A 13,902-nucleotide genomic window follows, 5' to 3' on the forward strand; every position below is an offset into this window, starting at 1 on the left:
TCTTAAACCCCTTACTGCGCCGTGTACAGAATGACTGCGGCAGTCGCCAGCAGATTCAACAGCGTCAACGGCAGACAGACTTTCCAGCCGAACGACATCACCTGGTCATAGCGCGGACGCGGTAACGCAGCACGAATCAGAATGAACATCATCATGAAGAATGCCGTTTTAATCGCGAACCAGAAAATCGGTGGTAACCACGGACCGTTCCAGCCGCCGAAGAACAGCGTGACGATCAGTGATGAAACGGTCACGATACCGACGTATTCACCGACGAAGAACAGGCCGAACTTCATCCCGGCATATTCAATGTGGTAACCGTCGGCCAGTTCCTGCTCCGCTTCTGGCTGGTCAAACGGATGGCGGTGACAAACCGCAACACCGGCGATGCAGAAGGTAAGGAAGCCTAAGAACTGTGGGATCACGTTCCACAGATGCTGCTGGCTGTTAACGATGTCGACCATGTTGAACGAACCCGCCTGTGCGACCACGCCCATCAACGACAGACCGAGGAACACTTCATAGCTCAGCGTCTGGGCTGAAGCACGCATGGCGCCCAGCAGCGAGTATTTGTTATTACTCGACCAGCCGGCAAACAGCACCGCGTATACCGCCAGGCCTGCCATCATCAGGAAGAACAGCAGACCAATGTTCAGGTCTGCCCCCATCCAGGTGGAGGTCACCGGCACAATCGCCATCGCCAGCAGCAGCGAGGTAAAAGCAATCATAGGAGCGAGGGTAAAAATCACGCGGTCGGTAAACGGCGGGATCCAGTCCTCTTTAAAGAACATTTTGATCATGTCAGCAACCAGCTGCAGGGAACCGCCCCAGCCGACACGGTTAGGCCCGTATCGGTTCTGGAACAGGCCGAGCAGACGGCGCTCACCAAAGCTCATAAAGGCGCCACAACCGACCACCACAAACAGGATAATCAGCGCTTTTACGACGGCAATCAGCACGTCGATAACTTCCGGTGTCAGCCAGCTCATTGTACTGCCTCCCGCAGATTGTCGATATTGCTACCCGCCAGGAACGGTGGAATGCCCGGTAAACCGAGTGGCAGACCGACCTGCCCTGCCTGCAACGTGCTGGAGAAGCGCACTGGCAGGCGCAGTGTTTCGCCCTGGCAAGTAAACTCAACGGCCGTGCCGACATTCACGCCAAGCTTCGCCGCATCATCCGGATTAACCATCAGGTAGGCTTCTGGCATACGCTGCTGAATAACCGGGGCGCGCTGAGTCATTTCATCGCTGCCGAACAGGTGGAAATACGGTGCCACACGCCAGACATCGTTCACGCCAGTGAAGGCCACCGGCACCGTGTCGAACCAGCCCAGCTGTGTGGTACCCGCTTCGATCAGACGTACGCCGGGATCGCCATTACGCAGGCTGCCGCCCACTTCCGCCTGGAATTTATTCCATGCCTGAGGTGAGTTCCAGCCTGGTGCCCAGGCAAACGGAATTTGCGAACGTGCTGCAGACGGCTGGTTGTTCCCTTCCATAGAGAAGGCAAACATGCTGTCTTTGTCCTGCGGCTGACGCGGTTCGTGCACGTCGATGTTGGCGCGCATTGCAGTACGCCCACTCGAACGGTTAGGTGAACGTGCCAGTTTCTGACCACGAATACGGAAGCTGGCATCAGGTGCCGCTTCTTTAATCCCAGCCAGCTGTGGCAATGCGGCTACGCAGGCATCGATCACATGATCGAGCTGGCTCCAGTCCACTTCGCGGCTGTTAATCGTGCTTTGCAGCGAATGCAGCCAGCGCCAGCTTTCCAGCATCTGTACTTTTTCGTCGTAATAGGCGGGGTCATAAACCTGGAAGAAGCGCTGTGCGCGGCCTTCCTGATTCACTACCGTACCATCGCTTTCTGCAAAACTGGCAGAAGAGAGGATCAGGCCGGCTTTTTCCGTGGTCGACGTACGCTGGTGATCGAGTACGATCACGTTTGGCGTATGGGCCAGCGCAGCGTCCACCTTCGCTTTTGGCAGGTGACGGTAGAGATCGTTTTCCATGATAATCACGGCATCGGCTGCACCGCTTTCCAGCTCGGACAAGGCCACATCAAGGGATTTCCCACCGATCAGGCCAAGACCCACGCTGTTCGTCGCGGTTGCCAGCAGGGTAATACCGACATCAGCCCCGCGATTTTTCAGCGCTTTTGCCACGTTAGCGGCCGCCTGAATCATCGCTTCGCTGCCGGAGTTAGTCCCGGAGATAATCAGCGGTTTCTTCGCCCCGGCTAATGCCTGAACGATCACGTCAATTTTGCCTGCCAGTGACTTATCAATATCCGTAACGACAGGCGCACTTTCGTCCAGTTCATGGGCAATGGCAAAACCAAGACGCGCTTGATCTTCCACCGGGGCGCGATAGCTCCAGGCGGCAATGTCATCAAGACGGGTCTGGTCAACGTTGGTCACAAACAGAGGGTGCTTCGCGTTCTGCCCGATGTTCAGGATGGCGGCAATCTGCCAGTCTGCCACTTTCTGTGCGGCAGCCATTTCACGGGATTTTCCTTTCACCGCCTGACGCACTGACAGTGCCACGCGTGCTCCGGTCTGGGTCAGATCTTCACCCAGCACCAGCACCGCATCGTAGCTTTCAATTTCGCGCAGCGCCGGAGTATGAATCCCACTGTCGCGCAATACTTTCAGCATCAGATCCAGGCGCGCCTGCTCACCTGCCGCAATACCGGTAGAGAAGTTTTCTGCACCGACCAGTTCACGCAGTGCAAAGTTGCTTTCTACGCTGGCGCGTGGGGAACCAATGCCGATCACTTTCTTCGCCTGGCGCAGCACATCCGCCGCACCCTGCATTGCCTGGTCAGCATTCAGCGCGATCCAGTCGTCACCGCGACGCTGCATCGGCTGGCGTGGACGGTCTTTCAGATTCACGTAGCCATAGCCGAAACGACCACGGTCGCAGAGGAAGTAGTGGTTTACAGTACCGTTGTAGCGGTTTTCAATACGGCGCAGTTCGCCATAGCGCTCACCCGGGCTGGTGTTACAACCGATGCTGCACTGCTGGCAAATGCTCGGCGCAAACTGCATATCCCACTTACGGTTGTAACGTTCGGAGTGCGTTTTATCCGTGAATACGCCGGTCGGACAGATTTCAACCAGGTTACCGGAGAATTCGCTTTCCAGCACGCCGTCTTCCGGGCGACCGAAGTAGACGTTATCGTGCGCGCCGTACACACCGAGGTCGGTGCCATCTGCGTAATCTTTGTAGTAACGCACGCAGCGGTAACAGGCGATACAACGGTTCATTTCGTGAGAGATGAACGGACCGAGATCCTGATTACGGTGAGTACGCTTAGTGAAACGATAACGACGGAAGCTGTGGCCGGTCATCACTGTCATATCTTGCAGGTGACAGTTACCGCCCTCTTCACATACCGGGCAGTCGTGCGGGTGGTTAGTCATTAACCACTCGACGACGCTTTCGCGAAACTCTTTGGCTTCGCCATCATCGATAGAAATAAAGGTGCCGTCAGACGCCGGGGTCATGCAGGACATAACCAGACGGCCACGGGTGTCTTCGGCATTCTGAAATTGCTTCACCGCGCACTGGCGGCAGGCACCGACGCTACCGAGCGCCGGGTGCCAGCAGAAATAAGGAATATCTAAGCCGAGGGAGAGACAGGCCTGCAACAGGTTGTCTGCGCCATCAACATCATATTCTTTACCGTCTACATGAATTGTAGCCATAGTGAACATGCTTCCGTAAGGCCCGTGCGAACACGGGCGTTAAACTTTGCTTACCAGCGCGCCTTTAACAGGTTGGGCTGGATGCCGCTAATCGCGTGCGCGTTGCTGAATACCTGGGGTGCCATACCCGCTTCAAACTCTTCGCGGAAATATTTAATGGCACTTTGCAGTGGCTCTACTGCACCAGGTGCATGCGCACAGAAGGTCTTACCCGGGCCAAGCTGGCGGCAGAGTTGCAGCAGGGTTTCAATATCCCCCGGCTGTCCCTGTTTATTTTCCAGCGCGCGCAGAATTTTCACACTCCACGGCAGGCCATCGCGGCATGGCGTACACCAGCCGCAGGATTCACGGGCAAAGAACTCTTCCAGGTTACGCACCAGCGACACCATGTTGATCTCGTGGTCGACGGCCATCGCCAACGCGGTACCCAGACGGCTACCGGCTTTACCAATACTGGCAAATTCCATTGGCAGGTCGAGGTGCGACTCGGTGAGGAAGTCCGTACCTGCGCCACCTGGCTGCCAGGCTTTGAACTTCAGGCCATCGCGCATGCCACCGGCATACTCTTCGAGAATCTCGCGCGCGGTGGTGCCAAACGGCAACTCCCATACGCCCGGGTTCTTCACACGACCGGAAAAGCCCATCATTTTGGTACCGGCATCTTCGCTGGTAGAAATCCCTTTGTACCAGTCAACGCCGTTGGCGATAATGGCCGGTACGTTAGAGAGCGTCTCTACGTTGTTAACGCAGGTCGGCTTGCCCCAGGCACCCGCAGAAGCCGGGAATGGCGGCTTGGAACGCGGATTAGCGCGACGCCCTTCCAGTGAGTTAATCAGTGCGGTCTCTTCGCCGCAGATATAACGCCCCGCGCCGGTATGCACAATCAGCTCAAAGTCAAACCCCGTGCCGAGAATGTTCTTACCCAGCAGACCCGCTTCGGTCGCTTCCGCAATGGCACGGCGCAGGTTAACGGCCGCCTCAATGTACTCACCGCGCAGGAAGATGTAGCCACGGTAGGTTTTCAGTGCAAACGCGCTGATCAGCATGCCTTCCACCAGCTGGTGTGGCATCTGCTCCATCAGCAGACGGTCTTTATAGGTGCCCGGCTCCATTTCATCCGCGTTACACAGCAGGTAACGGATGTTCATGGATTCGTCTTTTGGCATCAGGCTCCACTTCAGTCCCGTGGAGAAACCTGCACCGCCGCGCCCATTCAGGCCCGAAACTTTAACCTGACTGACAATCTCTTCCGGCGACAGGGATTTCAGCGCTTTTTCAGCACCGGCATAGCCATTCTTACTGCGGTACTCGTCGAGGAATACCGGCTGTTTGTCTTCACGCATGCGCCAGGTCAGCGGATGCATTTCGGCAGTACGCACGATCTGTCTCATTGATACTGCTCCAGTAAGTTGGCGATACCTTCCGGCGTCAGATGAACGTGGGTGTCTTCATCCACCATCATCACCGGCCCTTTGTCGCAGTTACCGAGGCAGCAGGTTGGCAGCAGCGTAAAGCGCCCGTCCGCCGTGGTCTGACCCGGTTTGATATTCAGGCTGCTTTCCAACGCCGACTGAATCCCCTGGAAGCCCGTAATATGACAAACCACGCTATCGCAATAGCGGATCACATGGCGGCCCACCGGAGTGCGGAAGATCTGGCTGTAGAACGTTGCGACCCCTTCCACATCACTGGCCGGGATCCCCAGCACATCAGCAATGGCGTGGATTGCACCGTCCGGCACCCAGCCACGCTGTTTCTGGACAATTTTCAGCGCTTCAATGGAAGCCGCACGCGCGTCTTCATAGTGGTGCTTTTCATGCTCGATGGCGTCGCGCTCTGCCGCACTCAGCACAAAAGCCCCGGTTTCATCGATCGTTTCGATCGCAATTCTTTGATCGTGCATAATTAGCGGTCCACGTCTGACATAACAAAATCGATACTACCGAGGTATACGATCAGGTCGGATACCAGGCTGCCGTTGATCACCGAAGGGATCTGCTGCAAGTGCGGGAAGCTTGGCGTACGCACGCGGGTGCGGTAGCTCATGGTGCTGCCATCACTGGTGAGGTAGTAACTGTTGATCCCTTTTGTCGCCTCAATCATCTGGAAGGATTCGTTGGCCGGCATAATCGGGCCCCACGACACTTGCAGGAAGTGAGTGATCAGGGTTTCGATATGTTGCAGCGTGCGCTCTTTCGGCGGCGGTGTGGTCAGCGGATGGTCGGCTTTGAACGGGCCTGCTGGCATGTTCTTCAGGCACTGTTCCAGAATGCGCATACTCTGGCGCATCTCTTCCATCTTCAGCATCACACGCGTGTAAGCACAGCTCACGCCGTCTCCGATTGGCACTTCGAAATCGAAGTTTTCATAACCGGAGTACGGGCGCCATTTACGCACGTCAAAGTCCAGACCCGTACCGCGCAGGCCAGCACCAGTGGTGCCCCAGGCGAGCGCTTCTTCCATGTTGTAGGCAGAAACACCTTTGGAACGGGCAATCAGCACGGAGTTCTTCAACGCCGTCTGTTCGTAAGCTTTCAGACGTTTTGGCATCCAGTCGAGGAACTCACGCAGCAAGCGTTCCCAGCCTTTCGGTAGGTCATGCGCCACGCCGCCAATGCGGAACCAGGCCGGATGCATACGGAAACCGGTAATAGCTTCCACTACGTCATAAATTTTCTGGCGATCGGTAAAGGCAAAGAACACCGGAGACATGGCACCGACGTCCTGAATAAACGTAGAGATGTACAGCAGATGGCTGTTTATACGGAACAGCTCTGAAAGCATCACGCGAATCACTTCAACGCGTTCTGGCACCTTGATACCTGCCAGTTTTTCAACCGCCAGTACATAAGGCATTTCGTTGACGCAGCCACCGAGATACTCGATACGGTCAGTGTAAGGAATGTAGCTGTGCCAGGACTGACGTTCGCCCATTTTTTCCGCGCCGCGATGGTGGTAACCGATATCTGGCACGCAGTCGACGATCTCTTCGCCGTCCAGTTGCAGGATGATACGGAAAGCACCGTGCGCTGATGGGTGGTTCGGACCCAGGTTGAGGAACATGAAGTCCTCATTGTTGGTCGAACGCTTCATGCCCCAGTCTTCTGGTTTGAAGGTCAGGGACTCCATCTCCAGATCCTCTTTCTGCTTGGTCAGCTCGAAAGGATCGAATTCGGTCGCACGCGCCGGATAGTCTTTACGCAACGGGTGCCCTTCCCAGGTCTGCGGCATCATGATGCGCGTCAGGTGTGGGTGGCCCTCGACATTGATACCAAACATCTCCCAGGTTTCACGCTCATACCAGTTGGCATTCGGGAAAATTTTGGTGATGGTTGGCACATTCAAATCGTTTTCAGACAACGCCACCTTGAGCATGATGTCACGATTGCGTTCAATGGAGATGAAGTTATAGAAAACGTAAAAATCCGCCGCCGGTAATCCGGCACGGTGCGTACGCAGGCGCTCATCCATGCCATGCAGGTCATACAGCATCACATAAGGTTTAGGCAGCTTGCGCAGGAACTCAATAATCTCAAGCAACTGCTCACGTTTTACCCAGACTACCGGCACGCCGATACGGGTTGCTTGCACGGTAAAGGCATCAGGCCCAAAACGATTACGCAGCTCGCCGATCACCGGGTCATCCTGGTGATCTCGGGTTTGCCATAACGGCTGTGCGAGATCTTGCGTGGTTAAATCTGTCATAAGTTGTTCACCATTCTGGCCTGTGATACAGGCACTCAGTGTTGGCGTCAGGTGGGTCAGCGCGATGACATTGTGTTTTTATTGCGCTTTTCATGACCACATCCATAAACTGCTGTCTTAAATTTCGTCAGGGGTACGCAGATTAGTGACTGCGATACGCTCGGCGTTCTTCCTGTCGCGCTCAGATTGCATATTGGCGCGATAAACGCCCTGATCGCTGACCACCCATGACAGCGGGCGACGTTCTTTTCCGATGGACTCCTGCAACAGCAGCAGCGCCTGCATATACGCTTCAGGGCGCGGTGGGCAGCCTGGGATATACACGTCAACCGGCAGGAATTTATCCACGCCCTGTACTACGGAATAGATGTCGTACATGCCACCGGAGTTCGCACAGGCACCCATTGAGATCACCCATTTCGGTTCCAGCATCTGGTCATACAGGCGCTGAACGACGGGAGCCATCTTGGTGAAGCAGGTTCCTGCAACCACCATAAAGTCTGCCTGGCGCGGCGAAGCACGGATAACTTCTGAACCAAAGCGCGCAACATCATGCACCGACGTAAACGACGTGGTCATTTCGACATAGCAACAGGAAAGACCGAAGTTAAACGGCCAAAGGGAGTTCTTGCGACCCCAGTTCACCATGTCGTGCATGGCATGTTCCAGCTTGCCCATGTAGACGTTTTGATGAACGTGCTTTTCCAGGGGATCGGTCACGATCTCCTGTTTTTGCAATGGGTAACGGTCATTCTCACCGTTCGGGTCTATGCGGGTGAGCGTATAGTCCATGTTAATGCCTCGCTGTTACTGCTTGTGACGGTTGGCGTGCGAGATGGTGGTAGGTTTGACGTCAAACTGACGACGGGCAGGAGCCCAATCCAGTGCGCCAATGCGAACCAGATAAAACAGACCAGCAAGCAGAACCAAAATGAAAATGGCGGCTTCGACAAAGCCGACCCATCCGCTTTCGCGAATAGCCGTCGACCATGCGTAGAGATAGAGGGCTTCAACGTCGAAGATGACGAAGAACATGGCAACCAGGTAAAACTTGGCCGACAGACGCAGTTTGGCGCTACCGACAGAGGCTATACCGGATTCAAAAGGTGTATTTGTATGCCTTCCACGGGCTTTTCCGCCCAAGAACCATGCTCCGGCCAACATCAGGCAGCAGAGACCAATCGAGACGATTAGGAAAACAGCGAATGCCCAGTGATGGGCGACGACTTCTGTGGTTGTTGACATACTCTTGCTTACTCACCAAAAGTGGCGTTTTGCGTCCTGCTCTATTATTTGGCAGTTAACACACCACATCGATTCAAGGGAAGAATGAAAAACCTTATAAATTTTACCGTCTTTAGCGATTAGGCAGTAATTTTATGTGGTTTTTTACTCCTTTAACTGACCTTTTGTCAACTTTGACAAAACTATCCGCACATTATTTTACACTCACAACACTTATTTAACATATGATGCTCAAAAAGTGGGCTAAATCGAGTCAGTGACATCATGTGATCAAAGTGTAGTGGTTAAAACCTTGTTTGGATCGTGTATTTAACAAAGTCTATTTTGGCAGGATTCGTCCTCTTTTCCTGCCCCTTAATGGGGTTATTTTTTTGATCCAGGACACAGTTTGGTGTTTTTAGTTAAAAAAATGGTCAGTTTTTTTACTGCCGAATCAATTCACTGATCGGACCAGAGGGTTCGGGATGAAGAAAAAAATCGTCGTTTCATGGATAGGCGAATTTTTGTCACCCAAGTGTTAATTGGCGTCAAAAAAAGAAGGGTTTTACTCGATTAAAGAATAAAAAAAAGGCCTTTCAGGTTAAAAAAACGCTGAAAGGCCTTTTTTACTCAGTAAAACTTAAATTCATCAATGTTTAATGATAAAAGTAATCGTTTGCGTTTACTGGTTATTCTTCTTCATCTGCAAAAGCTGCACTGTCTGGCGCAGCAGGGGTCAGGCGGTAGGGATCATTGCCGGACTCCATTGCGTTGAAGATTGCCAGAGCCAGTTCGTTATCGCTGTCCGGGTTACGGCACAGCAAATACTCGGTGTCTGGCAACATTGGCAGCCCTTCAGCAGCCCCCATTACGCGTAATTCCGGGCTCATCATCTCAACCGGACGAGCTGTAACGCCCAGACCCGCTTTCACTGCAGCACGAACCGCAGCAAGTGTTGAGGCAACGTACGAGATACGCCACGGAATGCCCGCTTCGTTCAGATGGTCAATGGCCATATCACGGTATGGACTTGGCTCATCCAGCAGAACCAAAGGAATGGCTTCTCCACGCTGGAAGATGTAGTCCGCGGCACAGTACCACAATGTTGGAGACGTACGCAGAACCTGCCAGGCGAAGTTCATCGGGCTGGAGGTCGTCACCACCAGATCGACTTCTCCCTGGTTTAACATTTCCATCATGAAAGGATTGCGTTTCACACGGACATCAATAGCCAGTTTTGGATAAACCGATGTCACGCGGTTGAGCAGAAACGGTAAAATGGTATCAGAAGTATCATCAGATGCGCCGATGGTCAGTACGCCCTGAATGTTGCTGTACATCAGGGAAGTACAGGCTTCATCGTTGAAGCGCAGGATTTTTCTGGCGTAGCCCAGTAACTGAATACCATGTTCCGTTAATAACTTGTTGCGTCCATGCCTGGCAAACAGCTCTTTGCCTACCAATTGTTCCAGACGCTGCATCTGCTGGCTCACGGCTGATTGCGTTCTGCACACCGCAGCTGCAGCGGCAGCAAAAGTGTTCAAATCAGCAACAGCAACGAAGGTTCTCAGCAGATCGAGGTCAAGATTAAGTATTGGACGATTTGCACTAGTCATGTTTTTTTCTTCACTTTATAAGTTTTTACAAACAGCTACCCTGGTGTTATTACCTTTTTTATCAATAGGATAAAATGATAACAATTGCATAATGGCTACAGTGTTTAGCAATAAAAAAATAATTACCCGATGCATTACTTTCATTGGCAGGCGAATAAGTAGTTTTTACTCTGGTAATTCTGACCAATGGTGAATGGCAAGATCGCAGAGAAAAGGTTCTTCCGTCTGATACATTACTAATGCACGCTGCACTAACCCATAAGTTGCAGGAAGCCGCGTCGTTATAGTTAATTAACGCCGACAGAACTCAAAAAGAGATGAGTTGCGGTGTCGTTAGTCTAAAACAACCCTTGAAAATTAAGTTACCAACACGCTGTAGAAACAGCGAAAAATGTTAAGCATTGCTTATTGTTTAGGGTAATAAAAATCTTTTTTTTATTACCGGAAGAACCTGCACACCCGGTGCAAAGTCTCCTGAAGGTTATCCTGACATACTGTCGTTTACTTTTTAAGCCCAAAACTGATTATTCTTATCACTAAAGTAAGATTTTATTGGCAACAGCCCGCAGCACAAGCCCTGACACTGCAAACTTTATTATTCCCACCGCACGATTATCACACTCAGTCGAGACAGCACGCGGATCAGCCCTCACTGGTCAATCTTCAGGCAACACCCACTTAGTACAAAAAACATACAACCAAATAAGCTTCACTTGACTGTTTCAGCCATCATCAGTACATCAATATTTACTAAATAATTTAATAATCACGTTGAAAAAACATAACGGATAGGACATTACGCTAAGAGTTTAAAACATCTGAATAGTCATTCACATCGGATTACACTCAGATAACAGCATGAAATGTCATAAAACAGCGATCCAGTGTGCACGCCTGCCATCTGAATGAAAAAACATCCTTTAACACACCAAAGCCTGTTGCCACCCTTCAAAAGGAACCAGGAGAGGAGTACATTGTGCAATGTTTAGTTTTCCACGGCAGGAATGCACTTCTGCCAGTCAAGGCGACAGAGATGACCCCAATTGATAAATCCAGCAAACTGGATAATGTGTGTTACGACATTCGCGGCCCGGTATTAAAAGAAGCCAAACGCCTCGAAGAAGAAGGAAATAAAGTCCTCAAGCTGAACATCGGTAACCCTGCCCCGTTCGGCTTTGAAGCCCCTGATGAAATTCTGGTCGATGTCATCCGTAATCTGCCAAGCGCACAGGGTTATTGCGACTCAAAAGGCCTGTATTCCGCCCGTAAAGCGATCATGCAGCACTATCAGGCGCGCGGCGTGCGCGATATGACAGTCGAAGACATCTATATCGGTAACGGTGTGTCTGAACTGATTGTGCAATCCATGCAGGCGCTGCTGAACAGCGGCGACGAAATGTTGGTGCCGGCTCCGGACTATCCATTGTGGACGGCGGCCGTGTCGCTCTCTGGCGGCAAAGCGGTTCACTACCTGTGTGATGAGTCTGCAGGATGGTTCCCGGACCTGGATGATATCCGCAGCAAAATCACACCGCGTACTCGCGGCATTGTGATTATTAACCCGAATAACCCCACCGGCGCCGTCTACAGTAAAGAACTGCTGTTGGAAGTGGTCGAACTGGCGCGTCAGCATAACCTGATTATTTTTGCCGACGAAATCTACGACAAAATTCTGTATGACGCCGCACAGCATCACTCTATTGCCGCGCTGGCGCCGGATCTGTTGACCATCACCTTTAACGGTCTGTCAAAAACCTACCGTGTGGCGGGCTTCCGTCAGGGCTGGATGGTGCTGAACGGACCGAAGAAACATGCGAAAGGCTATATCGAAGGGCTGGAAATGCTGGCCTCAATGCGCCTGTGCGCCAACGTCCCTGCGCAACATGCGATTCAGACGGCGCTGGGGGGATATCAGAGTATTAGCGAATTTATCCAGCCTGGCGGCCGTCTGTATGAACAGCGCAACCGTGCCTGGGAGCTGATTAATGAGATCCCGGGAGTCAGCTGCGTGAAGCCGGATGGCGCACTGTATATGTTCCCGAAAATCGACAGTAAGAAGTTCAATATCCACGACGACCAGAAAATGGTGCTCGACTTCCTGCTGCAAGAAAAAGTGCTGCTGGTGCAAGGTACAGCGTTTAACTGGCCGTGGCCGGATCACGTGCGTATCGTCACTCTGCCGCGTGTGGATGAGCTGGATATGGCGATTAACAAGTTTGGTCGCTTCCTCAGCGGCTATCGCCAGCTGTAATGTTCCCCCCAAAGAGCGGCTAAGGCCGCTCTTCGCATTTTGACGTAAGGGAAAATGACCATGACTCAAAGCCACTTCTTTGCCCACCTCTCCCGCCTGAAACTGATCAACCGCTGGCCGCTGATGCGTAATGTGCGTACCGAAAATGTCTCGGAGCACAGCTTGCAGGTCGCAATGGTCGCCCATGCTCTGGCACTGATCAAAAATAAGAAATTTAACGGCAATCTCAACGCTGAACGTATCGCGATGATGGCGATTTATCACGATGCCAGCGAAGTGCTGACCGGCGATCTGCCCACACCGGTGAAGTATTACAACGCGCAGATCGCCCATGAGTACAAAAAGATAGAGAAAATAGCCCAGCAAAAGCTGATTGAAATGCTGCCGGAAGAGCTGCGTTCCGCGTATGCGCCGCTGATTGATGAACATCAGCACAGCGAAGCGGAGACGGCCATCGTCAAGCAGGCTGATGCTCTCTGTGCCTATCTGAAATGCCTGGAAGAGTTGTCAGCGGGTAATAATGAGTTCCTGCTGGCTAAGGCGCGACTGGAGAAGACGCTGACACAGCGCCACAGCCCGGAAATGGACTATTTTGTCGACGTCTTCGTGCCGAGCTTCAGCCTGTCGCTGGACGAAATCAGCCAGGACTCGTTGTAATCCTGCCGGGCGTGGCATGCGCCCTGCACGGATATTTGGGGTCAGTTCAAGAGCAGGGCTGAAAGGAATCAATGTTTACGGTGAATATTAACGCTGCCATCGGCATTTTTATGGATGATAAGCTCATCCAGCGAGGTGAGTACCATATCCACATCTTCCAGACGGGGTGCATCAACGGGCACGTTCACGGCAATTACATGGCAACCAGCGCTCAGCCCGGAGAGAATGCCCGCTGCGGCATCTTCTACCACCACACACTCTTCCGGCTCCAGGTCCAGCAGCTGTGCACCCAGCAAATAGGCATCAGGTTCAGGTTTACCGCGCTCGACACGTTCTGCGGTAACAAACGCGGCAGGAGCTGGCAGCCCTGCCGCCGCATGACGGGCGCTGGCCACAGGCACAGAACCGGAGGTCACGATGGCCCAGGGGATGTCCATTTCATCAAGCTGCGCCAGCAACGCTAGCGCACCCGGCAACGCCACAATTCCGTCCGTGTCTTCGGCTTCCATTTTTTCCAGGGCGATAAACTCCTGCTGAATGGCGTCTGCTGACGCCCCGGCCATAAAATGGCGCAGTGAGGTAATAGCCTGCTTACCGTGGATGAAGCCAAGTACCTCGTCCGGGTCAATCCCGTGGCGATTACCCCAGTTTTTCCAGGCACGTTCAACGACCGCAAGTGAGTCGACTAACGTGCCATCCAGATCAAACAGAAAACCTTTACACTTCACTGCATCTTC

General features: G+C 52.8%; 10 protein-coding genes and 1 pseudogene. 2 read left to right on the top strand and 9 right to left on the bottom strand.

The features are described from left to right. Positions 1–11: 11 nt before the first annotated feature. The 8 genes and pseudogenes from nuoH to lrhA all read right to left on the bottom strand — a co-directional run bounded on the left by nuoH (position 12) and on the right by lrhA (position 10,257). Positions 12–989 (bottom strand): NADH-quinone oxidoreductase subunit NuoH, encoded by a 978-nt coding sequence (nuoH, locus tag WH279_RS20140; protein WP_133841404.1) that lies wholly within the window; start codon positions 987–989, stop codon positions 12–14. Further along, positions 986–3,712 (bottom strand): NADH-quinone oxidoreductase subunit NuoG, encoded by a 2,727-nt coding sequence (nuoG, locus tag WH279_RS20145; RefSeq protein WP_339458184.1) that lies wholly within the window; start codon positions 3,710–3,712, stop codon positions 986–988. Before nuoG ends, nuoH begins: the two co-directional genes overlap by 4 nt. A 50-nt stretch (positions 3,713–3,762) precedes the next feature. Next, a complete protein-coding gene (nuoF, locus tag WH279_RS20150; protein ID WP_339458186.1) occupies positions 3,763–5,103 on the bottom strand; it encodes an NADH-quinone oxidoreductase subunit NuoF in 1,341 nt (446 codons plus the stop codon). Further along, positions 5,100–5,615, bottom strand: a complete 516-nt coding sequence (gene nuoE, locus WH279_RS20155; RefSeq protein WP_133841401.1) for an NADH-quinone oxidoreductase subunit NuoE — start codon at positions 5,613–5,615, stop codon at positions 5,100–5,102. Before nuoE ends, nuoF begins: the two co-directional genes overlap by 4 nt. Before the next feature lie 2 nt (positions 5,616–5,617). Further along, positions 5,618–7,431, bottom strand: a pseudogene (gene nuoC / locus WH279_RS20160) (NADH-quinone oxidoreductase subunit C/D). 103 nt (positions 7,432–7,534) lie between these two features. Next, positions 7,535–8,209 carry a NuoB/complex I 20 kDa subunit family protein gene (locus WH279_RS20165; protein ID WP_133841399.1) on the bottom strand — a complete coding sequence of 225 codons (675 nt, stop codon included), beginning with the start codon at positions 8,207–8,209 and terminating at the stop codon, positions 7,535–7,537. A gap of 15 nt (positions 8,210–8,224) precedes the next feature. Beyond that, on the bottom strand, positions 8,225–8,662 hold the full coding sequence (locus WH279_RS20170) for an NADH-quinone oxidoreductase subunit A (protein ID WP_133841398.1): 438 nt from the start codon (positions 8,660–8,662) through the stop codon (positions 8,225–8,227). Between the two features lie 668 nt (positions 8,663–9,330). After that, positions 9,331–10,257, bottom strand: coding sequence for a transcriptional regulator LrhA (lrhA, locus tag WH279_RS20175; RefSeq protein WP_133841397.1), 927 nt, complete (start codon positions 10,255–10,257; stop codon positions 9,331–9,333). A gap of 1,033 nt (positions 10,258–11,290) precedes the next feature. On the opposite strand from lrhA, the gene WH279_RS20180 reads away from it, so the two are divergent. Both WH279_RS20180 and yfbR read left to right on the top strand, forming a co-directional pair. Then, positions 11,291–12,508 (top strand): pyridoxal phosphate-dependent aminotransferase, encoded by a 1,218-nt coding sequence (locus tag WH279_RS20180; protein ID WP_133841396.1) that lies wholly within the window; start codon positions 11,291–11,293, stop codon positions 12,506–12,508. 60 nt (positions 12,509–12,568) lie between these two features. After that, positions 12,569–13,165, top strand: coding sequence for a 5'-deoxynucleotidase (gene yfbR / locus WH279_RS20185; RefSeq protein WP_339458196.1), 597 nt, complete (start codon positions 12,569–12,571; stop codon positions 13,163–13,165). A gap of 68 nt (positions 13,166–13,233) precedes the next feature. Here yfbR and WH279_RS20190 read toward each other — a convergent pair whose 3' ends face one another. After that, entirely contained in the window at positions 13,234–13,893 is a 660-nt protein-coding gene (locus WH279_RS20190) for a sugar phosphatase (protein WP_339458198.1), read from the bottom strand. Between the last annotated feature and the right edge of the window lie 9 nt (positions 13,894–13,902).

It is taken from the genome of Erwinia sp. MYb375 (genome assembly GCF_037479175.1).
Lineage (GTDB): Bacteria > Pseudomonadota > Gammaproteobacteria > Enterobacterales > Enterobacteriaceae > Erwinia > Erwinia rhapontici.